The 26,912-nt window shown below is 32.6% G+C and carries 25 protein-coding genes and 1 pseudogene; 3 read left to right on the forward strand and 23 right to left on the reverse strand.

Annotated elements, in window-relative coordinates:
* Positions 1–513 precede the first annotated feature (513 nt).
* The 5 genes from ACYP5M_RS12080 to ACYP5M_RS12100 form a co-directional block, all read right to left on the reverse strand.
* A complete protein-coding gene (locus ACYP5M_RS12080; protein ID WP_459735096.1) occupies positions 514–1,842 on the reverse strand; it encodes a hypothetical protein in 1,329 nt (442 codons plus the stop codon).
* 162 nt (positions 1,843–2,004) lie between these two features.
* Complete coding sequence (locus tag ACYP5M_RS12085) at positions 2,005–4,542, reverse strand: SNF2-related protein (RefSeq protein ID WP_459735097.1); 2,538 nt, start codon at positions 4,540–4,542, stop codon at positions 2,005–2,007.
* Positions 4,542–5,750, reverse strand: a complete 1,209-nt coding sequence (locus ACYP5M_RS12090) for a ParB/RepB/Spo0J family partition protein (protein WP_459735098.1) — start codon at positions 5,748–5,750, stop codon at positions 4,542–4,544. The genes ACYP5M_RS12085 and ACYP5M_RS12090 overlap by 1 nt, the downstream gene beginning before the upstream one ends.
* A complete protein-coding gene (locus ACYP5M_RS12095) occupies positions 5,747–7,999 on the reverse strand; it encodes a hypothetical protein (RefSeq protein WP_459735099.1) in 2,253 nt (750 codons plus the stop codon). Before ACYP5M_RS12095 ends, ACYP5M_RS12090 begins: the two co-directional genes overlap by 4 nt.
* A gap of 95 nt (positions 8,000–8,094) precedes the next feature.
* Positions 8,095–9,645 carry a MutH/Sau3AI family endonuclease gene (locus tag ACYP5M_RS12100; protein WP_459735100.1) on the reverse strand — a complete coding sequence of 517 codons (1,551 nt, stop codon included), beginning with the start codon at positions 9,643–9,645 and terminating at the stop codon, positions 8,095–8,097.
* Positions 9,646–10,338: 693 nt separating this feature from the next.
* Here ACYP5M_RS12100 and ACYP5M_RS12105 point away from each other — a divergent pair.
* Positions 10,339–10,791 carry a very short patch repair endonuclease gene (locus tag ACYP5M_RS12105; protein ID WP_459735101.1) on the forward strand — a complete coding sequence of 151 codons (453 nt, stop codon included), beginning with the start codon at positions 10,339–10,341 and terminating at the stop codon, positions 10,789–10,791.
* A 26-nt stretch (positions 10,792–10,817) separates the two neighbouring features.
* On the opposite strand, the gene dcm is transcribed toward ACYP5M_RS12105, so the two are convergent.
* Positions 10,818–12,065 (reverse strand): DNA (cytosine-5-)-methyltransferase, encoded by a 1,248-nt coding sequence (gene dcm, locus ACYP5M_RS12110; RefSeq protein WP_459735102.1) that lies wholly within the window; start codon positions 12,063–12,065, stop codon positions 10,818–10,820.
* A gap of 2,078 nt (positions 12,066–14,143) precedes the next feature.
* Here dcm and ACYP5M_RS12115 point away from each other — a divergent pair.
* Positions 14,144–14,650: a hypothetical protein gene (locus ACYP5M_RS12115; protein ID WP_459735103.1), complete on the forward strand. Its 507-nt coding sequence runs from the start codon at positions 14,144–14,146 to the stop codon at positions 14,648–14,650.
* A 133-nt stretch (positions 14,651–14,783) separates the two neighbouring features.
* Positions 14,784–15,362, forward strand: coding sequence for a hypothetical protein (locus ACYP5M_RS12120; protein WP_459735104.1), 579 nt, complete (start codon positions 14,784–14,786; stop codon positions 15,360–15,362).
* Positions 15,363–15,449: 87 nt separating this feature from the next.
* Here ACYP5M_RS12120 and ACYP5M_RS12125 read toward each other — a convergent pair whose 3' ends face one another.
* From ACYP5M_RS12125 to ACYP5M_RS12205, 17 genes and pseudogenes are all read right to left on the reverse strand, one after another.
* On the reverse strand, positions 15,450–16,217 hold the full coding sequence (locus ACYP5M_RS12125; RefSeq protein ID WP_459735105.1) for a DUF6339 family protein: 768 nt from the start codon (positions 16,215–16,217) through the stop codon (positions 15,450–15,452).
* A 2-nt stretch (positions 16,218–16,219) separates the two neighbouring features.
* A complete protein-coding gene (locus tag ACYP5M_RS12130; protein WP_459735106.1) occupies positions 16,220–17,065 on the reverse strand; it encodes a hypothetical protein in 846 nt (281 codons plus the stop codon).
* Positions 17,052–19,004: a hypothetical protein gene (locus ACYP5M_RS12135; RefSeq protein ID WP_459735107.1), complete on the reverse strand. Its 1,953-nt coding sequence runs from the start codon at positions 19,002–19,004 to the stop codon at positions 17,052–17,054. Before ACYP5M_RS12135 ends, ACYP5M_RS12130 begins: the two co-directional genes overlap by 14 nt.
* Before the next feature lie 23 nt (positions 19,005–19,027).
* On the reverse strand, positions 19,028–19,255 hold the full coding sequence (locus tag ACYP5M_RS12140; protein ID WP_459735108.1) for a hypothetical protein: 228 nt from the start codon (positions 19,253–19,255) through the stop codon (positions 19,028–19,030).
* Positions 19,256–19,648: 393 nt separating this feature from the next.
* Positions 19,649–20,074 (reverse strand): DUF600 domain-containing protein, encoded by a 426-nt coding sequence (locus ACYP5M_RS12145; protein WP_459735139.1) that lies wholly within the window; start codon positions 20,072–20,074, stop codon positions 19,649–19,651.
* Positions 20,075–20,222: 148 nt separating this feature from the next.
* Positions 20,223–20,567, reverse strand: a complete 345-nt coding sequence (locus ACYP5M_RS12150) for a tRNA-Val4 (protein ID WP_459735109.1) — start codon at positions 20,565–20,567, stop codon at positions 20,223–20,225.
* A gap of 272 nt (positions 20,568–20,839) precedes the next feature.
* Complete coding sequence (locus ACYP5M_RS12155; RefSeq protein WP_459735110.1) at positions 20,840–21,349, reverse strand: ankyrin repeat domain-containing protein; 510 nt, start codon at positions 21,347–21,349, stop codon at positions 20,840–20,842.
* Positions 21,350–21,639: 290 nt separating this feature from the next.
* Positions 21,640–22,095, reverse strand: coding sequence for an SMI1/KNR4 family protein (locus ACYP5M_RS12160; RefSeq protein ID WP_452444461.1), 456 nt, complete (start codon positions 22,093–22,095; stop codon positions 21,640–21,642).
* 273 nt (positions 22,096–22,368) lie between these two features.
* Positions 22,369–22,797 (reverse strand): SMI1/KNR4 family protein, encoded by a 429-nt coding sequence (locus ACYP5M_RS12165; protein WP_452444460.1) that lies wholly within the window; start codon positions 22,795–22,797, stop codon positions 22,369–22,371.
* 215 nt (positions 22,798–23,012) lie between these two features.
* A complete protein-coding gene (locus ACYP5M_RS12170; RefSeq protein WP_452444459.1) occupies positions 23,013–23,474 on the reverse strand; it encodes a YrhA family protein in 462 nt (153 codons plus the stop codon).
* A 48-nt stretch (positions 23,475–23,522) separates the two neighbouring features.
* Positions 23,523–23,951 (reverse strand): SMI1/KNR4 family protein, encoded by a 429-nt coding sequence (locus ACYP5M_RS12175; protein ID WP_459735111.1) that lies wholly within the window; start codon positions 23,949–23,951, stop codon positions 23,523–23,525.
* A gap of 6 nt (positions 23,952–23,957) precedes the next feature.
* Positions 23,958–24,047, reverse strand: a pseudogene (locus ACYP5M_RS12180) (HNH endonuclease); the annotation flags it as partial.
* A 231-nt stretch (positions 24,048–24,278) separates the two neighbouring features.
* A complete protein-coding gene (locus ACYP5M_RS12185; protein ID WP_459735112.1) occupies positions 24,279–24,788 on the reverse strand; it encodes an ankyrin repeat domain-containing protein in 510 nt (169 codons plus the stop codon).
* 117 nt (positions 24,789–24,905) lie between these two features.
* Positions 24,906–25,424, reverse strand: coding sequence for a SecY-interacting protein Syd (locus ACYP5M_RS12190; RefSeq protein WP_459735140.1), 519 nt, complete (start codon positions 25,422–25,424; stop codon positions 24,906–24,908).
* Positions 25,425–25,536: 112 nt separating this feature from the next.
* On the reverse strand, positions 25,537–25,992 hold the full coding sequence (locus ACYP5M_RS12195) for a DUF4274 domain-containing protein (RefSeq protein ID WP_452444456.1): 456 nt from the start codon (positions 25,990–25,992) through the stop codon (positions 25,537–25,539).
* A 38-nt stretch (positions 25,993–26,030) separates the two neighbouring features.
* Complete coding sequence (locus ACYP5M_RS12200; protein ID WP_452444455.1) at positions 26,031–26,402, reverse strand: immunity 22 family protein; 372 nt, start codon at positions 26,400–26,402, stop codon at positions 26,031–26,033.
* A 182-nt stretch (positions 26,403–26,584) separates the two neighbouring features.
* Positions 26,585–26,866 (reverse strand): hypothetical protein, encoded by a 282-nt coding sequence (locus ACYP5M_RS12205; RefSeq protein ID WP_452444454.1) that lies wholly within the window; start codon positions 26,864–26,866, stop codon positions 26,585–26,587.
* Between the last annotated feature and the right edge of the window lie 46 nt (positions 26,867–26,912).

Here is a 26,912-nt window from a genome sequence, read left to right on the forward strand (position 1 = left end):
TAGATATCCGGTAGAACGACAAACCCTCTACAACATATCCATCCTATACACACAGCAAATAACCCCTTATGCAAAGTGGTTTTTTCCATAATATGTGTGTATATCAGTATAGTTGTAAAAATGCCACGTTTATCGCTCCTTTCAAATCTTGCCCCTATTTTAACCAGGAAATATCCAATAGTCAATATTTTGTTTTATATAATAACATTTTTATAAGAATTTAGAGACAGGGTGAATTGAAAATTCACAATACCTTCTTCCGCAAAGAGAAACAATTTTTATAATAACTCTGCCTGCTTTCATTTCGTTCTCAAATGGGCACTTTCCACAAAAAAGGCAGAGTTAACCCTGCCACAGGGCCATTTTTTCATTGGTGCTTGAAAAGACAAAAAAGAGACATTCCCCAAAGGAATGTCTCTTCAGACTGTAGCCAAACTCGATATTCATCGAGTTTGGGGACTACCTATTTTGGGGAGTCGGCTTGAACCCGGTATCATTCATTCAATCGACCCACTAAAAAATAATTCCAGCACCACCTGTCGCAATACACGTTTTTTCAACTTTTAATGTATAGCCATCTTTATTGAATACATGAACATATCGGTTCCATGTGACTATACCGATATCATTTATGGTATAAAATACTATGACAGGATTTCCTTCACTACTGTAATAAAAATGAGGCTCTTTTATATCAGGCTCTTTCTCAATCATTTCCCATTGATCATTACTGTAATACTTATATGATTCATCTCCTGATTCCTCTTGCAGTGGCAAGATAACATCTCTTCCCCAAGATGTCCCATGCCAATTAGCTCCAAACTCATTTAATTCATGATATACGATTGCTGCCTGTAAATAAGATAAAGGCGTTTTATCTCCTTCAATGACCTGCATAAAATCTGACAATGCGTGATTTGGTTTTGGAGCGGATAAGAAACCATCTAATTTCTTATAATCTTCTAAATCCAGTAACTCCTTTTCTCCAGGAATCGCCCATACAATTCCATTACCATTACCGCCACTATCACTAAATTGATACGCCCTTAGTTTATAGCCACTTTGGATGCTTAGGTGAGAAAATCCCTTTACAATGTATTCAGGATTTACAGGCGTTCTATACCACCCATAGTCGTCATCATCATATTTTTCTACTTGTTTCGTTTCTACGATTAAATTAGGTTTTGTTGCATAGCTTGGAAAACGTTGAATACAAAACTGCTGTTTATATATCATAATGAGCTCTTTTGCCATCATTGGTCTTTTTGTTGGAATGAGCGGACATGGATGATAATAGTCATCCCTTAAGTCATGTTTTTTTCCAAAAGAAGGAACCTCTGCTTCTCTTATTAATTTACGCCATTTCTCTTTCATCAGTTGAAAGTTCTTCCACTTCTTTTCAGTAATACCCCAACCAAGAAGAATCCAAGGGTGCTGCGATTTAAATAAATTTATATTAACTAGCGGTTCGGTAATATCATACTCACCAGAATGGACAAGATTTTCAAAATGTTCTATTGCATTTTTTGACTTAGCATTTTGAAGATTAAAAATATTATAGATATGTAATCGCCCTGAAATAGGCTTATCTTTACCATAAATTCCTTCAATAACAGAGACTAACTGTTTCATAGTTGGATCTTCTTCCTTTATCCAACCACTGGCAGACCCCACTGTATTAAGTAAATGAGTTAATTCTTTATCTAGTGTGGCTGATCCTGGATTTTGTAAAAGACATGCTCCAATAGATTCCTCCGAACTTCCCCACTGAATGTAAGCAGAAGTTCGGTAAATATTTTCTCCCCTTTTAACAAATGATCCATAAGCCTTTGGCTCCATCATGCTTAATCTCCTTTTTTACTATCGTAAATTATATGCTAAATCGATGGTGGTTTAATTTTAATTAGTCTTTCAATTGGTCCAAACTATATGAAAAATGGATGAATCCAACTCTCTTTATAAATAAAAGGAGCAATACCTTTAGATAAGCTCCTTCTAACTAAACTAAATACTAAATAAATTTTTTAAATCTTCCGCATCATCAAATATCATAGGTCCTAGAATGTTGCCTTCTATTGCGTCCTCCATGTTTTTTTGCTTTTCCTTTAAGCGCCAATAGATTTTTTCATCGATAGGATTGCGTTTTTCTTGCTGTCCATCCAACATTAAGTAATAGTACTGGGTATATTGCTCATGTGGTAATCCTAAACGATGAATACGGTCTCTAGACTGTAGCATATGAGTTAAATTAAAAGAATACTCAAGATAAATAGCATCATGACATGTTTTATGAAGTGAGACAGATTCAGCTAAAGTATGTGGGTTCGTGATTAACACATCTATTTTTTGATCTTTAAACAGTTGAATAAGCTCATCACGTTCAGACTGAGGTGTCGCCCCATAAATTACACGTGCTTTTATGCCTCTACTTTGCAAGTCCTTCATCACTTTATTAATCGTATCTACAAACATGCACCAAATAATAGACTGTTTTCCCTCTTGATATAGCCCTACTGCTATTTCGATTGCTTTTCGATATTTCGAAGTTGATGAGACAGAGCGAATCAACATCTTTTCTTCTTCACTAAATGTAATCTGATCATCTTCAATTATTGGCCAAGCTTCTTCATTGTCTATATCAAACAGCTCGCTATTTACAATAGATTTCAAAAGTAACTCGGGATTAGACGATGCTTGAATTAAACGAATATACAATACGAAGACTCGATGCCCATATTTCCTATACAACAAGTCTATAATTTGTTGTTCATCCACATCCATTTCACATCGAACTAATATATCTTCATTAGCTTCTGGAACAGATAATTGCTTTTTGGTAGTACGCCAAAAGAAAGGGAATAATTTTTCTGTGATTTTATCAATTTCTACAGGCGTAGGATTTTTCAAACGTAACAAATCGAAATTAAAAAATAATTTATATTCTTCTTGATAAAGTACATTTAAGAAGTTGTATATATCTTCATAAGTATTGGGTATTGGTGTTCCTGTTAAGACGTACTTATATATTGGTTTTTTAGAAATTCTTTTCGCAACTTTAGCTCTCACACTCGTAATACCTTTGATTTTGTGCACTTCATCGAATACTAGAATAGTTTTCTCATTAATAATACTCATCAAAGCATCTTCATATTTAGCGAGTGATTCATAGTTGATTAAGATTAAGTTTTTATCCCGGCTATTTAATCTTATTTGGACCTCTGCCCCATCTTCCTCATGAATATCTAATACTTTCAACTCTTTTTTATTGCCAAAGTTCTCAACAAACTCTAGCTTCCAAGATAAAAAAGAGTTTTTAGGTCCGACCATCACTATTTTATCCGCTTTATTAACTTCAGGTGCATTTAAAAATGCAAATACACCGTATATCATAGATGTTTTCCCTGAACCAGGAACTGAAAAATTGGCACACTTCTTCATTTGCATCATATAAAATGCACTCCAAAGTTGTTGATCCCTTAAAGAACGATGTAATTCTTTATTTATCACTTGCTTGAACTTTTCAAAGTCAGATAAAACTAGAGGATTTTGTGTTTTTATCATGAGTGCATATTTGGCTCTCTCTTCAATCATAAAATTATGATTAAAAATATATTGTTGAAGTCTATCGCTTACAACAAAATTGAACCCTTTTTTGTCAGCATATTTTTCAAAAACTTGAATTATATACTGCATATCAATATAAGTTAAATCATCTTTAAAGTTTGGATATTCTCCATCATAATAATATCTCAACTTCTTAGATAGCAAGTAGTCTCCTGGTGTCACTTGAAAACTTTCAAGTCGATCATATAATACAAGTAATTCATTTTCTATCGTCAAAACAAGTGCATCTTTTGTTAACAATTCTACATCCAATATAAGACGCCCCTTATCAAAACTTAATATTCTTTTTTTTACAACTTCATCTATCTCTGTAACGTAAATATTATTTACCTCATTACGCCAAAGTTTCTCAAAGACTTCTTGTGCATGAACAATTTTTTGTCTATCAAAATCGGATACTAACCAACTTGTTGATACATCAAATGATTCATAGTTTGCGATGATTGCTGCTTGGGTCTCATTATTTGAGCCTGTAAAATAAATAACATTTTCATAGGAATCATAACAGAGGCCATATTTCGCATGGAAAAGTCCTGCCTTTTTAAATGCAATTTTTATATCTACATAGCCTGTAGCAATTAGATTCGCCAAATTAAATAACTGCATTTCTTCAGCTAAGGACAATTCTTCTTCCATTCTATTCAACAGTTCTTGTTGAATTTTCCGATTGGCATAACCACTTTTGATTAACAAAAAATCAGCTTCACTAATCTCATGTGAAATGATTAATTTATATTTACCGCCATTCTTTATAAGTCCTTGTAACCCTTTTCCATAAGCGGCAAGTGCTTTTGAACTAAAATAACCACTTACTCTGTCATATCTTACAGCATTCCCTAAAACAGGATTATAAAATTCTTCGATGACATTTGATTCGGCTGTATAATAACTAGGTTTCAAATACAATGTCTTGAACATTACATTTTGCTCTCTAATAAACCTAATGTCGCATTCACCTTATCTAATAATTTCTTGAATTCCTGTTTATTTTCATCGCTCATTTTAGAAACGGCAACTGAGTCAATGCTGTCTAATGTTGTAAATGCCCTTGTTAGCAATTCAACTGGTTTGTTCCTTGCATTAATAAGCTTATTCTTTTCTATATAATCTTCTACAAGGTCTTGACTTTGCTTAACAACCGCTTTTTCTTCTTGAATGGCTTCTTTGATTGAAACAACAGAGCTTTGTTTATCTTCACGTAATTTCTCATAAATTACCTCTACAATTTCTTCGTGATCTTCAATAAATCGAGCAACATTGTCTGTCTTAATAATATGATTACCAATGTCACGGATATGACGAGTTAAATCCCCTTGCTTTGAAGTCAATAAATTTGCAAATAATGTATCCTTAATAGAGTCAGCTTCTGCACCTTCTGTTACTTTATTTAAAATCAACATAATCTCTTGTAAAGGACCATCTAAGTTTAATTCTCGTGCAATATAATATTTACCTTTAGCATTCATAAACTCCAAGAATTCTACCATTAACTTGGATTTTTCAATTAACTTGGTAACCTCATTTTTCGTTCGTGATGTATTATTAGCATATTCTGCTTCAGTGAAAGTTTCTTCTTCGATAATATCACGATAAACGTCCACTAAATTATCAATTGGATTATAGTCTACTGGCTTTTCTTCCGCATGCTGTAGATTTAACTCGAGTCGTTTAATATCTTTATTTGTAATACTATTCGTTGTATCTAAGATAACTGCTTCAAAATAACAGTCCATACCATCTTCATACTTCAATTCCCGTAAGCAAGTATAACGGCGATTCCCATCGATAATTCTGCCATCTTGCAATACTACACCAGCAACCCTTTGACCAAATGCCTTGATATTATTCTTCGTTTTTGTTAAAGCACCAGGATTAGACTTGCGGATAAATTCATGCAGAGTCTGATTATACTTTTTCATATCCTGTGTTGGATTCAATGGCCCTACTTCAGAAGAGTATTGACTAATCCAAGTAGCAATTCGTCCATTACGATCGTTATAAAATAATACTTCCAAAGGAATTTTATAAACTGTATAGTTTTCAGTATCTCCTTTAATCGTTAGCTTCCTGGCCCCCGAAGTTATCGTAATCTCAGTCCCAATTAAATCTAATAAGTTAATACTCACGAAAATACCTCCTCATAATAATCATCTGCATCTAAATAAAATCTTTGTAATTCTTCTGAGTAAAAAACTTCTATCCGTTGGATTGAACTAATAATTTTATGAGTTTCAATATTCAAGCCATATTTGTTTTTTAGCTCGTCCAACAAATCGTATAAATTCAACTTTCTATGAGCCGCTACACGGTTATATATAAAATCTGATAAACTAATTTGTTCTTCAGTGAGTTTGAATACATATCCTGCTCCTAAACGAATAGTCGAAATCCCTTCAAATCTGGCAATCATACGTTCATAAAAAATATTATCAAAACCGAAATCCTCTATAAAGTGTTCAAATCCTAAATCTCTTACCCTTTTCAAAGTGAAAAATTCACTATGTTGTACTAGCTCTATTAACTTTTCCCGAAACTCCATGATATTACCATGGGAGATACCAGCTTCACCTAGTTTCTTAGAAGTGATATACATATCTTTCTCGACCTTAATAATATCGAAACTTTTTTCAAGCTTAGAAATCGCACTATTATAGCTTTGGTTTTTATAAATTGGTAAATCTTCGTAAACAAAATAATCTTGAGATAGAATGTGCTCTCTGAAATATTCCTCAACGGCTGAGTATTCATTTGATAATACATAATTGCTTCTTAAAGTATAGCCTAAATGTGTTAAGTTCATATTATTCACATACCTATTAAAATGTTTATCTACTTTCAAGCCAATTGATTTAAACTGTTCTACCGTATAGATGGGCAAACTTAAATTTGTTTTTAATTCTTGTAATATGTCTTTAGACAATAATTGATAGTCTATTTTGATATAGTCATTGTGAATATATTGAGAAAATTCACTTGTAATATAACTCGTTAAAGAGTCTTTTCTGAGCCCAAAGTTCTCCTCTATATACATTAGAAATTCACTGAATTCAATAGGTGCTAACTCATAAAAAATTTCAAGAATAAATTCTTTCTTTGTAATTTTACCCACTGTGAATTCAGGCATCCGTGTATACCTCACTTGTGGAGGATGTATATACCTTTTCAATAAATTGTGTAATTCGAATTCAGTCCTGATATCCAATTCTTCCATCAGGTCAGGGTTCTCATTGAAAAGTTTTTTTGTACTATATACACCTCGTTCTAGCATTAATAAATCATGTAGACGTGTCAGCATATGTCTATCGACTGCTTGAAAATCATAATATCTAAAATAATTACTTTTACAGCGTATAACAAGATTGCTTCTCTCTGCTATTCCACGAATAGAGTTAATATCAGCCTTCAAGGTTTCTGGAAAATTATTCTTCACAAGAAAATCGTTATAACCTACTAACATATCTTCATTACGCATTTTTTTATCATGGTATTTTTTTAACACTTCATTAAAAACATTGATTCGTGAATACTCTAAAATATCACCGCTAGAAGAAATGAAACAATTAAAATGCTGCAACAAGTATTCCTTTTGTTTTTCATTGAAATTAAGATGGTGAAAACCCTCTAAAATTGACTTACTTTGACGATTAAACTTATTAATCATGAAGTGATAAACTATAGGCGATTCATCAAATAATTTACAAAATAGTGTTTCCTCAACATCATATTCTTCGAACAGTTTTGAAAATCTATACTCTTCTTCGAACACAGACATTTTTGCCATTACTCTTTTCACAACATTAAATGCACCTTGTCTTGAATATCCAAAATGATTTGCCAATTGTTGAAAATTTTTCCCCTGTAATCTTTCTAAAAATAGCTCTTTGTCATCAAAGTCCTCTTTCAAATATTCCATTAAAGAAAATACATACTTTTTTATGCCTATAGATGTAAATTTTATTTTTCTCGCCTTTTGCAAATCTGCAATGATTCGATTCAAAATATCTCCGATTGGCATTTGAAACTTCCTGGATAGAATATCTCTTAACTGCACAACCGTAATAGATTGATTAAACGCTAGAGTAGAAATATAATTATTTGCAAAATTAAATAATTGGTAATAAGAAACAGACCCTTTGGTTTTTTCAACTGCATTGAATGCTTCAATAATTTTTTTTATAGTCGTCTGCCTTAAAGAAATTTTAGAACGTACACTCCCACTAACTAGGAGTTCTGGTACTTCATTATACCGAACACCAGCCTCTATTAAATTTTCTATGATATTCAGTGACAGGCCTTCATTAAATAATTGATAAAGATCATCTACTTTATTTCGTGAATCGATTTTATGCATCATTTTTTTTATTGCTACATACATCTAGTGTAAAGCCCTTTTCAACTAAAAATGATACCTGTCTCGTAGAAATTCCTTGATTGTATAATTCATACAAACTATACAGACCCATCACCTCATTATTCAATATATTGGTAGTATGCCTCTCTGCTAATAAATAATCGTTCAAGTTCTTCTGAATAATATAGTAGACTTTGATTAGCATAAAAACCAATATTATCTCGGTTAGTAAATGTACCAAACTGTTCTATAAATTTATCATCTAGTTCATTTAAAGAGATGGAGGAGTTCTCTCCCATTAAATATCGAAAGAGATCACTTATATTAAAATCATCAATTGATTTAACAAAAAATGACGTTTGATTGATTTTCATGTACTTAAAAGCACCTGGTCTTTTAAGTAAACTCTCGTAAAAAATCTCTTGGAACCCCAGGTCTATTAAATCATTTTGAAAGCCTGCTTTTACGATAGAATTCCAAGTGAAAAATTGACCATAATTAACAAAATTCTCTACATCATTTTTAAAATCAATTAAATCTTTTTTATATATACTTGCTTCATTCAGTTTTTTGATTGTTATATACGTATTTTCCTCTACTTTCAATAAATCATAACTGTTTTCGAGATTCACTAGTTTACGCAAAAATGGGCCACTATCGTAAATAGGATCGATTATTTTAGTGAAATAATCTTGCTCAAATATTTTTTGTTCAAAATATTCCTCAGGTCTACTAATTTCTTTGACTAGTATAAAATTAGGATGAATATTATATCCAATAGCAGAGATATTTTCCGCATTAAAATAGTATTCTTCAAACTTGTCTACTACTTTACTAGATATATTATTAAAATCATCAAAAGTATAAATAGGATGCACCAATTTTTTTTTGATTTTTTCTATGCTTGTAGTTTCCAACTGTTTTAATTCAACTTTACTTTGTTTATAATTCTTTACTTTAGGCATTTCTTTAATGACTTCTCCTATAAAATCCGCATTTAACCAAAATGCTTGCTTTGTAATAGACTGTCCATTAGGTAAAAACACTTTATCAGATGAATCACTCGCCTTGGGTCTGACATGAGCCACATTATTAAATCGGATTCCTGGTAAGTTATTTGTCTGAACAGTCTTAATACCACGCTTCACTACTTCGATTTCCAATCCATCCTGTAAAAGTTTTTTGGTCTTCTCCCATACTTTTTTCACATCGTTATCTAATGTTTTCAACGGCATCTGCCATACATAGAATCCTTTGAAATACAGGTTGTCTACTGAAGTATTTTTCTCCTCATATTCAAAAACCACAAACAGGAATGTAGTAGACAAAAATTTTTCTCTTAACTTGCTTGTCTCCCAGGATTCTCTCACCAGTTCATTAAACTTTATTTGTTCAAAAGACATTGACTCCTTTGGTATACCATTATGTTTCAAACGAACGGTTTTCAAAGATACTGATTTGATATATTCTCCAAAGATAAGATCATCTTCATTAAACTCTTCAATCTCCTTTAATTTCTTTACAATGTTAACTGTCGATAGTTTGGTTTTTAAAATCTCCGGATTGATACCTACAGCTCTAGCTACATTGGAAAAAGAGAGACCTTTGTACTTATTAAATTTTTCATTTAACTGTTGTTGCACTTCTTTTATATATTGCTGTTTATTCATATACTCCACCTACGGTTCAATTAATTTTACACATGGCATAACAGCGTCAAACCCATCTTAAATAGAAACCTATTTCTGTAAGCAATTATCTCACTTTGAATGTGACATTGTCTTCTACAATCATATCGATTCAAAAATCAAAACTCAGTGATAATGGCGGGCATAACGACAAAAAGGCTGGCTGAAAATGGTAGTCTGAGAAAACATTCAGATGATAATTTCCCCATTAAATTAAGCATTACCATAATTTTCACTAAAAAGTTACTTTCCATGGATGAAGAAAAAATGCTTTATTAATTTAATACATGTGTTGTTTAAAAGCGCAGCACTATCTTTCACTTATCGTAATACCCTAAGTTCTATGTAATTCTATATTGGTTCAAATAAACATTGGCATTCGAATGGAACTAAAAACATCCAGCTTATACAGTCCTTAATTGTATTTTAATTGTGCTATATACCGCTCTACTAAATATAGGAATATCCAAATTCAATTAAGCTATTCGACCAAACTCATAATAGTACATATATACCATTATATATTAATCACATTTAACTTACATTTTTTTTATTAATTTCTTTAAATTGTAACAACAATTAGATGTTGAATTAAAATAGGTGTTTGAAAAACCTTTGGGTTGGTACTAATGAAGTAAGGGACTGAACACTTCCCTACTGAAAGGGGATCTTATAATGGCAATTCATGAACGATTACCAGAGACGAAAGAAACCCGGAGTAAAATCATGTCATCGATAAAAGCCGTTTCGAAGCTGGAAACGTTCGTTTCACATGAACTATGGCACAGGGGGTACCGATTCAGGAGGAATGTTAGGGGGATGATGGGAACACCAGACATCGCCATCAAAAAGTATAAGGTCGTTATATTCATCGATTCGTGCTTTTGGCACTTCTGCCCAATACATGGTAAAATGCCGAAGAGCAATATAGATTTCTGGGTGAAGAAGCTTTTGAGAAACCAGGAACGCGATTTAGAAATCACAAAATATTATACAGATGGAAATTGGAATATCTTACGAATATGGGAGCATGAAGTAAGGAAGGATTTTGATAATACCATCGAAAAAATCACCACGTTCATCGATAATGCCAAGGAAGATGTGGACACGAATAAGAATGGTCCCTGACAATTTTGCCAGGGACCATTCTAAATTTAAAATAAACTAAGTTGTTGTGGATTCGCTTTAATGGCTTCCGCATCTTCTTCCTCGATTTGGAGAATCCGCTTGGCCATTCTTTCAATCAATCCGACCACCAAAGCATTTCCCATACAGAAGTACCTCATCCGTTCGGACATTCCTTCTGTCCAATGATCAGGGAAACCATTCAATCGTTCACACTCTACTGGGGTAAGGATTCGAAGCCTTTTCGTTTCAGGGTCTTCCACCACATGGCTGCTCCGATTCACAGTCCCTTCACTTGTCAGCATCGTACGGCCTGGCTTGTCCAACGATTCTGGGAAAGCCATCCCACCCTCGGAGAATACATATTTATGGCCGTTAGCAGCCGTTCTCTCAATCTTTTTCGGCCCTTTAAGGTAACGGAATTTCTCGATTGCATCCGTGCTAAGGTAATACTTTTCATCGACACCCGATTGCAAGATATCACCTAACATCCGTGGCCGCTCCTCGATTGGTAGCAATTCCTCAGTATATACAGCGCCATCTCTCATGATTCCTGAATTCAAGTAGGTCATCGTGAACTCATCTGAAATTTCCAGAATACCTTCTTCCATCGTAAACGAATGTGGTTTATGCCTTGTGGAAATTTCCCATTTGACTGGAAATGCATTAGCGAAGAAACCACGTTCATGCAACATTACCGCAGCATCTTCCTTGGCCCTACTTTTGACATACGGCGTATCGTTCCTAATGGCAAAAATGAAGACGCGACGACGCCTCTGTGCTTGTCCATACTCCGCGGCATTGACCACTCTCCATTCGACAGAGTAATTCAAATCCCTGAAGCTTGCCAGCATGATGGAGAAGTCCCTTCCCCGCTGTTTCGATGGCGACTTTAATAACCGATCCACATTTTCCAGCAATATATACTTCGGCCTGATTCCTTCAGCAAGCCTCATGATTTCCCAGAACAGGACACCCTTCTTCCCTTGAATTCCCTTTTCTCCGGAAAGACTTCTGGCAACGGAGTAATCTTGACAAGGAAAACCGCCTACAATTAGTTCAATCCCTTTATTTATAAATATCTTTTCATCTACCATAGAAATATCTTCATTGGAGTGTATTCCTCTATCGAACTGTCTAGCATAACAGTTAAAAGCATCCTGTGATTTTTTTGAAGGTTCCCACTGGTTACCCCAAACCACATCAAATCCTTTTGCCGCCTCAAGGCCGAGCCGGAACCCCCCGACCCCCGCAAATAATTCAATTGCATTTATCATGACCGAACATCCTTTCGGCTTTTATACCTATTATAATAATAATCCCTAGGAGGATCAAGAACAATTCATAAAAATATAAAATAAATTCTTATTTAACCAATATCAGTTAATTCATATACCAGATTTTTGAATATAGCGGTATAATATTATATACCCTAACTCTATCATTTTAAAGTGTAATGCGTGAATTGTAAAAGATTTTAAAATTCCATTTTAACAGAACATCCTAGAAACGAGTTAGTAATATTATGGAATAAAAACCTAACGAAGGTTGAAATATATTTAAAAAGTCATTTATATATTAAATAATCAATGAGATAAACTGTATGCTATTAAGAACCCTCAATTTGAATAATTAAAAACCAAGTTCCATATCTTAGTCGCGCACCTAAATAGGTTTTTCTCCAATGTAAAGTTGAAAGACTAGGTAATTTTTCATGAAATCAATATAGAGAACAACTATTAGAATACATAGAATATATTAAGGTAAAACATTTGTTCAAATACAAAGAGAAGGTCTGTTAAAAATAGGGAACAAGGATAAAGGAAAGGTTTAGTAGCTTATAATGAATTAAAATTAAACAGAAGTGTTCATTATAATAAAATGTTTCATTTTATTCCTCTAGGATGTATTAAACTCATAAAGTTATATCCTTAATGAGTCAAAACGCTGTATGCCAAAAAATTGACTACAGAAGGGGTTCATACTTCTTCATAAATCAGTTCTTCCTTAAAGGCTTCTTTTATTAGTTGCGATAAGAATTGATTCAACTGGTCATTGGCAACGTACCCTTTATCGTTCAGCATTTTATCAATGATATACACAAGATACTAAATCTGATTTCCATTAACATATGGATATTTTGTTGCCTTCCTTAACTGATAATTGGGCATAAACAGCACTAAATTTTTATACTGTTCTGATATACCTTCAAATAGTTTACTAAGTAACAACGGACAGACTCCTTAATAAATTGATATGGACGGCTTCTTGAGGGATTTTAATTTTTTAAGGTACTATATCATTTGTAAGATATGAAACCGATATAGTATAATATCACCATTTTTTAGATTGGAGTATGAATTACTCTCAAACGGTATACCCATATTCTTTACTTCAATATTAGATAACTTTGTATTAGGAATTTACCTTACACCATAGTTAGAAACCCCTGAATAAATTAAATCAACATATACCACTTGTTAATTTTTGGAATAGTAGCGATTCTAATATTATTAAACAAAATCTTTTAAAGAAATAAAATTGAAACAAATTTATAACTCTTAACATTTTATGTCTTTAACTAAGTAAATCCCAATATTTCTAATGGATATCCAGAAATACTGCTACCAATGTAGGCCAATCACTATTGAACCAATTGTGAAAGATTTGGACATAGTTTAGGAGAGTTTCAATATCGATTCTGGGGGATAGATGTTAATTGCTGTTCCATGTGACCACCCGCTAAATAAACTAAGTTCAGTTATTAGTTTTTTTCAGCTCTTATTAAAAGATAAAAAACCACCCTTGTTCATTTAGGGTGGTTTTTGGTATAACCAATTGACTTTCACTTTATTATTTTGTGAAAAGATCGATTATCCAAAGTGGATTGTCGCAGTTTTATATGCGTAGTAGTGTTCACTATTATCTTAACTATATCTTTAGTCTATGTAACTTACTTATGCTCCGTTAAATACTAATGTTCCATTATTAATTGAATAAAATACTACTTTCGCTTTTAATGAAACCCTTGTTTTAGTACCTTTGAAGTTTTACTTATACATGGTAATTATGTAAAACTAATTTAGAAGAACAGAGTGTACTAACAGTATTCACCAAGCTCAATCGAAGTGTAAATCCACTAGAACAAAAAAATACTCGTTTCACAAAAAAATTCTTGCGTTTTGCATCGTTCATAATTTAGTATACTAATTGTAACAACTTTTATAGCTGATCACCCGAAAAGTGTACATGAGTAAAAAGCCTAAGATACTAAGTTCATTACATAAAAGAACCCTCATCCGAAGGGTAAGATATTTACCTTAAAAGGATAAAAAACTAAAATAGGAGTACACCAATGAATTTTACAAAACAACAAGGTAATACCCAACGGAAACAACTGAGTAACGGAGAACTTTTTAACGAGGTAATATCTTTCAGTAAGGAAGGTAAAATTATTACTGAAGCAATTAAAGCTGTATGTGAAAAATATCAATTAAACTTTGGTTCTACCAAATCACGCTGGTACAAGCTACTTAAAAAAGAACCCTATATAAACCATTACAAGATTTTTTTACAAAGCCAACAGTCATCTTTGTTTGTAAATGAGAAAAACTCCTCTAACACAACCTCTGATAAAAAAAATATACAAAACTGGGATTATTCTAATAATGAAACCCTTTTAAATCTATACATTAATAATTTTAACAACTTTTATCAAATTGTTAAGGATAATAAAGAAATTGTATCAAAACTGTTAGTAGTGCAAGAACATCAAATTGAAATAAAGGAATATAAGAGCAAACTAGAAAAATCTGACAGAGTTTTCGAGATTGCTAAACAAATTGAGGAAATAATTAAATAATATCATTATTGATACATGAATTGATTATTAAATAATTATTCGATTTTCTCAATTACAAGTAGAGATTTATTCTTTTTTGTGAAACAACTTTATGTTTTTTTATTATGTTGTTGGGACCATGGAGGTACTAAAAATGAACGTTGATGATAGTTTAATGGGGAAAGACGATATAAAGAAGTTGAAATTACCAAATGAGTTAATAGTGTATTTTACTGAGAGCTCTCGTATTTCAGATAAACTGTACACCTCAGTTTTAAAAGATCTTGAAGATATTTATTTGTTATACTCAAGTATGTATAATTTTAAAATATCTGACTTCTGTAGTTTCGCTATAAGCTGTATTGAGCGAGCGAATAAAATAGATAGTTTTCACTACTACCTTAGCAAGACTTTGGAAAACCACCTAGATCGAACTGAAAAATATCCGACTAATTCTGTGGATGATTCATCAAAATTTATCAAGGTAGAAACCAAAACGTTTGATGAAGTTACTAAGGAGGTTGTAGTTTTATATATTAACCTTGTAGATAGAATGTATAATGAGGAAACTGTAAATCTATCTGAGGTTTATGAGGCATTTGGGAAAGTAGAATTTATGCTTAAATTAAACTTTGACGAATATCATAAAAAGCTTTTGGACTCAGGCCGAAATATTTTAAATGCTTACATCAAGAAGCTCCAGCAAAATTCTGAACTGGAACATAATCTATAAAACAAATAAAGCAGGAACCCTTTAGGTTCCTGCTTATTTTTTTTGTGTCATCCTAGCAGTTGCCTCAATATGACTGGGGTGCGAAAACTATACTTCTACTTTATCCTGAGGATTTATATTAAATAACTTACACAGGTGTTTAGTCACCATCTCTTCTACCTCATCAGCATCCATCACATCAAGGATCATAGCACCACCAACAACATTTAGATATTTACTAGCCTGAACAAAATGATTTCGTTTAATGTTCTCACCCTGTTGCTTAAACTTATAGATAGCTCTTAGGATTCCGACAGTAATATCTCGGTTAGATGTAAAGTTACTTGAAAAAAAGACTGTACTGCGGGCTGAGAAATCTCGTTCTGTAAAGAAATCAGTTAACCAAAATGGATTTTCTTTGTTATTCTCGTCGTATGTCATATAACCGACCCACCATAGACGAGCCAAAATATGAACAAATAAAGAGCGTTTGGCACTATGTGTAAAGAATAGACTAGATTTAATACGTTTGTCATTCTTATCATCAATATCCTTTTTTAATCGATAAAACGTAAAGTCTCTAAACTGCAGATGGGCTAGTCCAGCCCAAATCCGTTCTTGAGTTGCTTGAGCAACAGGTAAATGTTGTAACGCTTTGTATATGGCCTTAACATTTTCTCTGTCACTAACAGCATAGTCTTCATGATAAGAAAATATCGGCATATCAAATTCAAAGCTGCTGTTTAATTCTTTACCTTCTTCACTAAAATATTGGTCAAACCATTCAAGGTCTTCCATATAATAACGTTCTAAGTATGTATCGTTATTAATTTTTAAATCTTGGAGTGTGTGTTCTGAAATGAATTTTAATTTCATCTTTAATCCTCCAATGCTATTTTTTCAATTTCTTTAAAGCTTAATTTTAGCGGCTTACGCAAAATAAGCTGTGCGGCTTTTAGTGCAGGTAAACGATCTGTTCCTACATCTTCAATTTGCAGATTGTTTTCTTTGAAAATCTTCTCCATCACTTGGTACCATGTGTACTCTACTAAATCTTCTTCTCTATCATCTTTCATTCTAGTAAATACCTCCATTAAGCACGGGAGGAATATCATGGAAATGATTGTGCTTTTTAACCTTGTGTTAGCATAACTTGCGTAATGGTCATACTCTTCTTCAGGCAATGAAACAAGTATAATTTGAGAATTTATTTCTACCTCCATATATTCCTTGTTTATTCCTCTGTGAACATCGATTATAGCCGGGAGGTCCATTAATTCAGTGTTATCCTCATGAAGAGTTGCTTCAATAGCATTACCGATTGCTAGAAGATTTCCTCTTTCAAACATAATCTTAATTCCTTTATACCAGTCATTTAAAGATTTATTATTATAATGTGTGATTTCTCGTTGCGCGATGATAAACGAGTGAATGTTCACTTTACCTCTAAGATGCTTTGTGTCAATAGATTCATGAATTTCGGGTTTCGCATTAAAATAAGCTTTTCGAAAGCTTGTTTGTGGACATTCCACACGAAGCATGTAAACTGCGTTTCCTGCTTGAATTAATTGTTCTATTCCTTCATTTTGTAATGAAAAGAAAGCATGAATTTTGAATTCCCCGAATACTTTTTCTGTAACAAATTCAACTTGAAAACTTGAATTACTATAGTCATCATTATTCGGATGAAGAACTGGATAAGGATAGGAATTACTTAACTTCATACACGCTCACCTCCATTACACAATAATCTGAATAGTCAATTTCAATATCAACATTTAAGGATTTCGTTTTTGCTGTTGACGAAAAACGAATTGTGTTATCTGATATGCTATCCACCACAATACCATTGTCAGCAAATCGGGCTTGTACAATTGGTAAATCAAATTCATTTTGTTCACCCAAAACTTTGAACTTCAACTCGCCTTTTGTAATTGCTTTTTGTGATGTAATCGCGAATCTGTATTGCCCAGCTTTCTTATTGGCACATGCATATTTTTGTTGGTTTTTGACAGGCACACTTTTCGTTGCTTCTTCTTCTTTTATACCAACATTTCCACCTTTATCTGGATCTATTGTTTTATCGCCACCAGGTTCGGTTGTGCCACCACCGTCACCACCACCAGAGCGGCCTTTTCCAGGAACATGTCCACTTTCTTCACCATCAGTAATGCCAAACTCTCCTAGAATTTGCTCTTCTGTTTTAGTAAGATCGTTTCCTCTAGATTTAGCCTTCTTAGATGGCTTTTTCTCAATTTCTTTTATACCAATTGACTTCACTCGTGTTTCGATTGATTCTAATTTTTGAGTACCATCTTCTTCTAGTAAATTTCTGTTTGGTAAGAAATCACTTAGCCCTACCGCGTTCATCGAATCAGTGGTATTTTGTTGGAACGTATCCTTCACTGAATCACGAAGGAATCGACGTAAATCAGAATAAATCTTATCTGCAAGGTTTTGGTTTTCCTCGTAACGCTTCGGAATCCACTTATCATGAGCTGGGTTTTCCATTTGTTTGAACACTTTGTTCATGTTTTTTCCTTTCATAATTAATAGACCTGTAAAAGAGATGCTACCGCTAATTCGGTTTTGCTCGTAGATTCTCATTCCGTTTTTACGTGTCATTAATACACAACGATTTAAATCATCCCCGTCCATCAGTAACAGTTCCGCTTCTCCTTCTTCAAAATCAATCTTGCCTTTGCTATTACTGAATGACTGCTTTGAATAAGGAATGCGGATAGTACGTTCAGATGTAAGTAATGAAAAGTAATGCTTTAAAATTTGATTTTCATCATTATCATCCAATCCAGCAATTAAATCAGCAATATTTTTATGATCAATTTGAAAACCATTAATTTTTACAATTAATAGCTTTTCAAAGACTGTTACAAAGAAATTTTTTAGAACTGATAGAATCATTTCATTCTCCCAGTTTTCAAACTCATTAAAGGATGTGACAAAAATGTCTGTTCCGGATTCATCACGATTTAGTGATGGATCAAGATTTAATAGACGTTCAATCGCATGCGAATTATCATTTTTAGTGTAAAAGCCTTTTCCAACCGTTACAAGATTGTCATCTTTATGAAAAGACATAATATCAGAAACTCCAATATGAGATTTGTACCCTTCTTTATCATAACTGGAATAAAACAACGTCCTTAATTCTGAGCTTAAAAATGGAGCAGCCTTCCCTATACCGAAGCTACCACCAGAATCATCATCTTTATTAGAAGAGCCAGCTTCTTTAATGAGGGAACTCCAAGGTGTACCTAATTTTGCTTCTTTTGCACCAACTAAGCCAATGGTATTAAAATCACTAATACGCATAAATTTAATTTCTCTGTTTTCTAACAGTTCTAATCCTCTATTAATAAACTTGAGAATTTTTTCATTTTTCTTCTCTGTTTTATAAAGCCAAGTATTTTTGGCTTTTCTTAATGCCTCAATGAGTTCGTTTCGGTTTGGTAAGAAGTCATTAATGAACGTGTTAAATTCTACCGTAACAGGTTTAGTAGGATCTTTTATCGCGTCCAAAGAGTTTTGACAAGCCTCACGTGTTAAAGAATCAATTGGATAATCACGGAAGGTTTCTAGACCAGCATTATTAATTGAGTTAATACTTCCTCCTGCAACAGCAGGAAAGTTCCAATATGTCATACATTATCATCCTTTCAAGTAATCTATCTTTTTAGCTTGAAATCCTTCTCTTTCGTTTCACTTTGGAAAAACTTCTTTTTTAATTCCTTCAGTTCACTTTCCAAAGTACCTATAATCAACTTCACATCTTCATCAGTGTATTCATAGTTGTTTTTGTTTGAACAATTCCCCAATAAATCAATCAATTTAATAATCTTATTTGTTCGTGTTTCGGCCACTCTAATGAAACGCTCACGTTTAGTTTCTTCCATATAGTGAACCTCCATGTATTTTATACTGTAATATAATTGTACAATATATTTAAATTATATTACTACATTTTCAAATTATAGTTTTACTACAGTAATTGAATTGGTGATTTACCATATAATAAAAAACCTCAAGCCAGACTCTTACTCAAGGTTGAATTAATAACAATATAATTAAGCAGGATTACTAAAAAGATATTCAGGACCAGGTTATATACTTATCCGAGTATTATAGCCATAACTACATGGATGGAATCCACACATCCGGTTTCACTTTCGATTTTAGGACAATCTAATGTGTAAGGAATCGATTATATAGGTCAAAAAGAAAACCTTGACTGAGTGACGAACACTCAATCAAGGTTTTTTAGCTAATTGGTTTGGTCTTTTTTTATATTAATTATTTTCTTTCTTGATTTGTTCAAACCATGTCCTAGCAATAGAACTTGCAGTTTTAATAGAATCATTTGTATGTACAAAATCATATTTATAATCTGCCGCTAGTTTATTTGCTTGTACATCATAAAAAATCTTAATTTCTGTTGGCATTTCACGATCATATTTTCTGCATAATATAATCAATTCTTTAATATTTTCATTTATTATTTTCACAACTGCTTTTTGTCGATCCACTGATATATCATAAGAAAAGTTTGCATTACCCTCTTCATTGACTAATGCATCATTGAGTTTATGTCTCTCTACAATCTTACCATTGATATTATAAAAAAAGTCATTTGAAACAAGGCCTTCTTCATGTGAACAATATATAAATATTTTATTAGCTCTTTCAAAAACATACTCTAAACATATCGAAACCATATCTGCTTGCAATTCACTAAAGTAATCCTCAAATACTTTACCCAATTCATCTACTCCTAATTCAATATATTTACTTCATCATGCTTTCCGCTATCTCATATTGTACGAGAAATTGGATACCCCAGTACTTTATCTAGATTTATAAAACTTAATTCTTAGGTTCTTTGTATCTTTCTGGAATTTTGTTTCTCCATATTAGCATAAGTTCTTTAAATTGTTCAGTTTCCATTTCATTCTCGTTTGGCTTATCTAAAATATAAAAGTGGCGAAGAACCGTTGTATCTTTTTTTATCAAGACACTGGTAGCATTCCCTTCTATTTCAAATTCATCGTAGTCACCGCCCATTACTTTATGAACAATATCAATATACTCATCCACTTCTGTTTCAAATACAATATCTTCAATAAAATCTGAGAAAAGGTTAATTTCTTGTGGTAGGATAATCCTTAAATATCCTAACGGGTTTCTTTTAAATTCATACGGATATTTCATGCGCTTTAATTCCTTTTAGATCATTTATATATAATGGATAGGCCGTTTCTATTGATTCATCTTTATTCAAGTACATTTCTACTTTATACAAAACATAAAACCATTATTGCATGATGGTACAAGGTACAACCTCCATTAGCTTTTAATTTCAGTCAAGCATTATTCATATCGGCCAAAGTATAGAGATCTCATAAAAGAAAACAATAACACCTGTTGCCTAAAAGGCAATCAAGTGCTTTATGGTTAGCAGGCTTATTCCCTGTAACACTTTTTTATTCTATTTCATCCATCCTCTGCTTTAAATAATCAGCAATTTCTGTTTGCCCAAATTCTCTAGCATATTCATATGCATCCATATTCTTAATACTCTCTCCCGTATATCTAATTGAAATATCTATTCCATTTTCAACTAGAAACTCCACAACTTCTTTATGCCCACCATAAATTGCTCCAAATAATGGGTTTCTTTTTGCTAAGCTTACATCTAATTCTGCGCCTGTCTCTATTAAATACTTTACTATCTCCAAATGCCCCGCTCCTGCAGCCACATTTAAAGAAGAAGCATCAAATATATCACCTTTTGTATTGACATCAATTCCTTTAAGAATCAGATATTCTACTATTTCAAAATGCCCTTTCTTTGCTGCAACATGTAACCATGTACCAAATGGTGTCATTGTATGTAAAGAATCTGGATTATCTTTTATTAAACGCTTTACTTTATTAATATCACCGAGCTTAATAGCGTTTCTTATAGTTTTATTTAGACTTTTTTCATCCATAACATTACCTCCTGTATTTCTACTATCTTGTACTAGCTATGTCTCCTAAATCTTCAAGAGCTTCAACAATATCATCAAAGTCACCGTCCATTGCTTCAACAGCCCTTAACGATTCACTACTTCCTCTAAAGCATCAAAACTATGTTGTTCTATTACGGCATTTGGCGCCCAAACCTTAATGAATAAAAAAATGGATAGTCCCTTTGATTTCAGGCTCCATCCACTTCTTCTTTTATAAAAATATTTCTTACTTATAACAAAACATGATAAATAACTATTCCCCTCAGCTTTTACCAATCTTCTTCATCTTCATCCCATTCTTCTTTTGCCAATTCAAGGCGGTCAATAAAATAATCCACAAAATTATCAGCAAGCTTTCGACCATAGCCTTCTTGATTATCCCACATTATAACTGGACATTCTCCATTTTTCATTTTATTAGTGTCGAGGCAATAGGCAAATTCATCAATATCTTCTATAACCACTATTCCATCGATTAAACCATAATACTTTTGATGATCATTGGTAGCAGTTACTACTGATGGACCTACAAAGTCATAACCAATTATATCAATACCAAAACTTCCCCCTGAGCCATAGTTTTTTAAAAACCATTTGTAGCTCTCCGGAAGTGGGACTTGTAATTTATTTTCTGTTTCTTTAACTTTGTCTTCACTTACCCCTCCAGTAAAATCATCATCTTTGCCAAACTGCTCAATAAACTCCTGTATAGCTGAATATTTCACCAAAATCACCTACTAAACTTAAATTTCGTATTGTACGGACAAGTCTGAAGAACACATGCAGGGAATAATTGATTGAATTTTTTTTGCTAATTTATCGGACAGAAAAAAAATATTATGAAGAAGGCCCGAAATAACCCCTGACACCAGAGGTGCCAAGGGTTTGAAAGATTAATACATTGACATACAATGCTAAGAATACGACCGTTACTGAAGATTCAAGTTAACGTTTGATCCATTGTTTGCCTAAGATGTGGTGGTTTAGAGCTTCCTCTACTAGCAGTTAAAATATGCTTTCAAAAATTCATAAAATGTAGGCCACGTTTCTTTTAATTCTCCTTTTAAAAGCAGCTCATCTCCGCCCTCAAAATTCACCGTATAGACTTTATCCGTTATAGTATCAAGCACTAATACAGCATTTGCTGACATTTCACTTAAAATCAAATACTTTTTCGGAAAGCCATGCTCTTTTCGGCAAATAAATGTATATGATTCAATATTATTCTCTTCATCTACGATATCAAGTAATTCAAAAGGTACAAATTCTTCCCAAAAAGGTCCAGCATAATAATGGTAAAATCCACGGAATGTATCTGATACATCTACTTCTAAACTATTTAATGTCTCATTTACTTTACTTTTATCTTCACGTTTATAAATGTCCTCTCCTAGAATTTGATCTATTTTCTCAGGCAAAATACTCATTTTTAATTCCCTCCTAAAGCTTCTAGTCCCCTTGTTATCCACTGATGTATGATACCTAGTTGATAGCCCAATGCTTTTTGTTGTGAATGGTGTTTTGGTTTATTAGCAAAAAAGCATTTGTTGCCTATATTAGACAATCAAGTGCTTTTCTTTGTTCTTGTCACCCAATTCCAGCATTATATGATCCTTCATTATAATACTTTCGGCGTATAGAATTACAGAAGGCTTGCTTCAAGTGCATCACTCAACATAGAATCGAAACTATCAAAGAACTGAATTAAAGTTCCAGAGGGTTTATCAAGTTCTACATATACTCTCTCATTTAGGTCATAACAAAACCATGCAATATCAGAATCCCCCATAAATATGTATTGCTTTTGCCAATCATTTTCATACCAAAACTCGTTTGTTTCAATAAACCCCTGAACCTCTTCATCTACTTCGTTATCAAGTAGCGTTTCATCAACTCCATAGATTACTAATCCATTAAAGTCTAATCCATTTACTTTCTTTAGAAATTCAATATAAGACTCAGGAATAATAATGTTTCCAAGTTTCTGCTGAATAGTTTGTTTCATTTTTATAATTTCTGAATTCGATACTGGATTCCTAAGTGAACCATCATATTTCCCTTCAATTTTTTCTACTTCTATCAATAAGTCTTTCCACTGAGGCATATGTACTCCTCCTTTCTTTTAAACCGTTTTGAAGGGTAAACATAATCCTCAAATATCAAAAAAGTATTCATTGTCTTCATCAACTTTTTTTATAAAACTCTCTAATGAATCAGCTATTTTATTGTCAAAGAAGTGTACAGAGGTCCTTTGAGTATCATTTAAATCAAGGGTTAAATATACACCCTCGTTTACTTCATAAAAAACAAGTTTGTCTGCTTCATCATATATCCCCTCTAAGTCAGGGTCATACTCAAAGATACCTTCCCTTAGTGTAATATCTGCAATAGTATCAGGATCCATTAATCTACTTATTGAATTCTCATTATTGCCTTTTAAAAAACCATATCCAACTTCTAAGTAAAACTCCCTTAGTTCAGGGGGAAATTTAAATCCGAGTCTTTCCTCTGCTTCTATAAGATCTTTTTCTTTTAATGGAAAAAACTTATGATTATTTTTTATATAATCAAATTTAGCCACCATCAATTACCTCCTTGGAAACAATTTATTTGATGGAGATCCTTTACCATGAATGCCTGCCTGATGTTCATCAGGAAATTTGGCAGGACGTAAATTAATTGTTCCGTTTGCGCTTTGTATTTTTTAATCTTGTTGTCTCGATATTTCTAATATAATCTTTAGCTAAATCGTAATCAATTACCCTTACGCTATGTTGGACACTTCATGCTCTTTTAACTTTTCACGTTAATAAACAAAAAAAGCACTAATAGACAATCAAGTGCTTTAAGTTCATCTGTTTTTAAGTAGCATTAAATTTGTAAGTTTTATAGTAACAGTATGATCCCTTTATTCTTTTTCATCCATCTTCAGCTTTAAATAATCAGCAATTTCTGTTTGCCCAAATTCTCTAGCATATTCATATGCATCCATATTCTTAATACTCTCTCCCGTATATCTAATTGAAATATCTATTCCGTTTTCAACTAGAAGCTCAACTACTTCTTTATGCCCACCATAAATTGCTCCAAATAATGGGTTTCTTTTCGCTAAGCTCTCATCTAATTCTGCGCCAGCCTCTATTAAATACTTTACTATCTCCAAATGCCCCGCACCTGCTGCCAAATTTAATGCCGAAGCATCAAATGTACCACCTCTAGCATCAATATCTATCCCTTTATTAATTAGGTACTCAACCATTTCAAGGTGTCCCTTCTTGGTAGCTACATGCAACCACATTCCAAATGAAGTCATCACTGTTAACATTTCTGGTTCTTTCTCAAGTAAATCTCTTAACGTATCCAATTGGTCACTTTTTATGGCACTTCTAATGTCTTTCGCAATTTGAGTTTTATCCATTTAGTTTCTCCTTTATTTACAAGGTATTCTAGTATTTCAAAATATCATCAAAGACCTGCACCCACCATTGTTCTTTTCTGATAGAACCACCTCGGTTTTATCAAATGTCAATTCCGACTATCTTTTTATTCTTAGTTTAGAAATTAATGCTTCAATACTTTCTGATATAACCTCAAATGAATTCCTTTCGAAATCCTCTAACTTTACTTTACCGTTCTCATTATCAATTACCACTAACAAACCATTCCCTTCGATACCTAAAGGGATATTTTCTAGTCTATTGTTATGTTTGCTCTTATACCCCTCTAAGGTCCCTCGGAATGAATCAAACTCGAAGTTTGGCAAAACCGCATCTAATTTAATATAGAAATCATTTAAAAATCCGTCTAAATTAGCGAACCAATACGAATTAAAATATTCAATAATTGATTTATGGAATCCCACCCCTAAGTTCTCTTCTACCTCCTTTAAGTCATGTGAAGTAGTTTTTTCTACAGGTTTCCATGTAATATAATCTTCTTCGTCAACTTCACCTTCATAAATTATTGAATTAAGCTCTTCAGTAACTGAAGCCTTAAATAAAAAGTTCATTCCTTCATCAGCAAGCTCATGTCTCATACTGAAGTATTGGCCCATTGATTTCTTAATAGACAAAGATATCACCCTTTTCGTTTAACTTTATTAAACCAATTATAAGACATAAAAAACCTTGAAAAGCTTAAGCCAATCAAGGTTTAAAACATTTACATTATATTTCAGGAACGTCAACCACTTCGCCTGGTGATTTATTAATAAGAATATCAGGAATGTTTGGGTTATTCTTTTTCAACTTATACTTTTGAATTTTGGTTAATTCAGGGTCAAAGGAAATATTTTGGGATTTAAATTCAAAGTTTATAAGTTTATTATAAATCTTATTCAAAAAATCTTTCCATTCCTCTAATGAAGAACTTGAAACTTCCTCTGAATTTTCTAACATACGAATGCCTTCCGCATAATGAAACATTAGTAAACCTGTTCCTAAATCACAAGCTTCGTTTTCTAAAATAACTCTTGGTACATCAAATCCACTATTCCAATTATAATTTGCAGCAAAATAATGAAGTAATAAAGGGTTGTATGTATTCGTTAGCTCACTGATCATATAGTGTTTATCTGTATTATAAAGTAACTGTTCAAGGAAACTAATAACTTTTTTATCCACAGTAACTCACCTTAATTTCAATAATTTTAAAATTACTATTATACATAACTAATAGAAGTGATAAAATCAAACTCACCTATTGAATTAATTTTATTATCATACTCAAAATTATAAATTAGAATTACAGCATTATATGACTTTCTTAAATTAAAGTGTTTATTAATTTTAGGGATTATAATTTCTTCATATGAACAGCCTTCTAACAATATAGAAATATCATTACTATTTTCTAATACTTCTTTTTCAATAAAATCCTCGTCAGTATCATCCATATCAATATTAAAATCCATAAAAAATTTAGAAGGAACAGACTCCCCATCTTCAGCATATGTTATATCCACATATTCTTCTATAGAGTTTTCTTTTTTGATATTACCTAACCATATAGAAACTAGTCCTTGTTTTTCCATTATAAAACCTCCTGCTTTAATCTAAGACCTTCTGGTAAAGATGAAGTACCGCCTTCTAATAAAGGTATTATAGTCATTTGAGAATCTGTGCTTTATATTCGATGTTTAATAGCTGTTTAGTTACCTTAAAATATTATCAGAAAAGCCTTGAAAGACCTACGCTTTTCAAGGCAAATTGCAACTTATCTATACCGCCAATTTATCTCCCCATCTTCATGTATTGCCGGTAAATATATTCCCTTTTTATTTTGATGCTCATCAACAATAAACCAATTATCATCGTTAAGCCATTCTTCACTAAAACTACCTTCCTTGAATTCTTTCTCCTCATTAACAAGAACCGCTAGAAAATCTTTATACTTTATTAAATTTTCATAGGCTACGATAGATCCATAAAACCACACGCCTTCTTTATTATCATTCTGTATTTCACCCAAACATTCATTACGGAAATATAAGAACATAACCTCACTCCTTTGGAGAAATTATTATAAACTTGCTAGGAACTTC

This window comes from Peribacillus sp. N1, from assembly GCF_054600815.1.

Excerpts from the sequence above, each read along its gene's own strand:
- ACYP5M_RS12080 (WP_459735096.1), bottom strand. The coding sequence starts at position 1,842 with ATGATGGAGCCAAAGGCTTATGGATCATTTGTTAAAAGGGGAGAAAAT.
- ACYP5M_RS12085 (WP_459735097.1), bottom strand. The coding sequence starts at position 4,542 with ATGTTCAAGACATTGTATTTGAAACCTAGTTATTATACAGCCGAATCA.
- ACYP5M_RS12095 (WP_459735099.1), bottom strand. The coding sequence starts at position 7,999 with ATGTATGTAGCAATAAAAAAAATGATGCATAAAATCGATTCACGAAAT.
- ACYP5M_RS12100 (WP_459735100.1), bottom strand. The coding sequence starts at position 9,645 with ATGAATAAACAGCAATATATAAAAGAAGTGCAACAACAGTTAAATGAA.
- ACYP5M_RS12105 (WP_459735101.1), top strand. The coding sequence starts at position 10,339 with ATGGCAATTCATGAACGATTACCAGAGACGAAAGAAACCCGGAGTAAA.
- dcm (WP_459735102.1), bottom strand. The coding sequence starts at position 12,065 with ATGATAAATGCAATTGAATTATTTGCGGGGGTCGGGGGGTTCCGGCTC.
- ACYP5M_RS12115 (WP_459735103.1), top strand. The coding sequence starts at position 14,144 with ATGAATTTTACAAAACAACAAGGTAATACCCAACGGAAACAACTGAGT.
- ACYP5M_RS12120 (WP_459735104.1), top strand. The coding sequence starts at position 14,784 with ATGAACGTTGATGATAGTTTAATGGGGAAAGACGATATAAAGAAGTTG.
- ACYP5M_RS12125 (WP_459735105.1), bottom strand. The coding sequence starts at position 16,217 with ATGAAATTAAAATTCATTTCAGAACACACACTCCAAGATTTAAAAATT.
- ACYP5M_RS12130 (WP_459735106.1), bottom strand. The coding sequence starts at position 17,065 with ATGAAGTTAAGTAATTCCTATCCTTATCCAGTTCTTCATCCGAATAAT.
- ACYP5M_RS12135 (WP_459735107.1), bottom strand. The coding sequence starts at position 19,004 with ATGACATATTGGAACTTTCCTGCTGTTGCAGGAGGAAGTATTAACTCA.
- ACYP5M_RS12140 (WP_459735108.1), bottom strand. The coding sequence starts at position 19,255 with ATGGAAGAAACTAAACGTGAGCGTTTCATTAGAGTGGCCGAAACACGA.
- ACYP5M_RS12145 (WP_459735139.1), bottom strand. The coding sequence starts at position 20,074 with ATGGTTTCGATATGTTTAGAGTATGTTTTTGAAAGAGCTAATAAAATA.
- ACYP5M_RS12150 (WP_459735109.1), bottom strand. The coding sequence starts at position 20,567 with ATGAAATATCCGTATGAATTTAAAAGAAACCCGTTAGGATATTTAAGG.
- ACYP5M_RS12155 (WP_459735110.1), bottom strand. The coding sequence starts at position 21,349 with ATGGATGAAAAAAGTCTAAATAAAACTATAAGAAACGCTATTAAGCTC.
- ACYP5M_RS12165 (WP_452444460.1), bottom strand. The coding sequence starts at position 22,797 with ATGAGTATTTTGCCTGAGAAAATAGATCAAATTCTAGGAGAGGACATT.
- ACYP5M_RS12170 (WP_452444459.1), bottom strand. The coding sequence starts at position 23,474 with ATGCCTCAGTGGAAAGACTTATTGATAGAAGTAGAAAAAATTGAAGGG.
- ACYP5M_RS12185 (WP_459735112.1), bottom strand. The coding sequence starts at position 24,788 with ATGGATAAAACTCAAATTGCGAAAGACATTAGAAGTGCCATAAAAAGT.
- ACYP5M_RS12190 (WP_459735140.1), bottom strand. The coding sequence starts at position 25,424 with ATGGGCCAATACTTCAGTATGAGACATGAGCTTGCTGATGAAGGAATG.
- ACYP5M_RS12200 (WP_452444455.1), bottom strand. The coding sequence starts at position 26,402 with ATGGAAAAACAAGGACTAGTTTCTATATGGTTAGGTAATATCAAAAAA.
- ACYP5M_RS12205 (WP_452444454.1), bottom strand. The coding sequence starts at position 26,866 with ATGTTCTTATATTTCCGTAATGAATGTTTGGGTGAAATACAGAATGAT.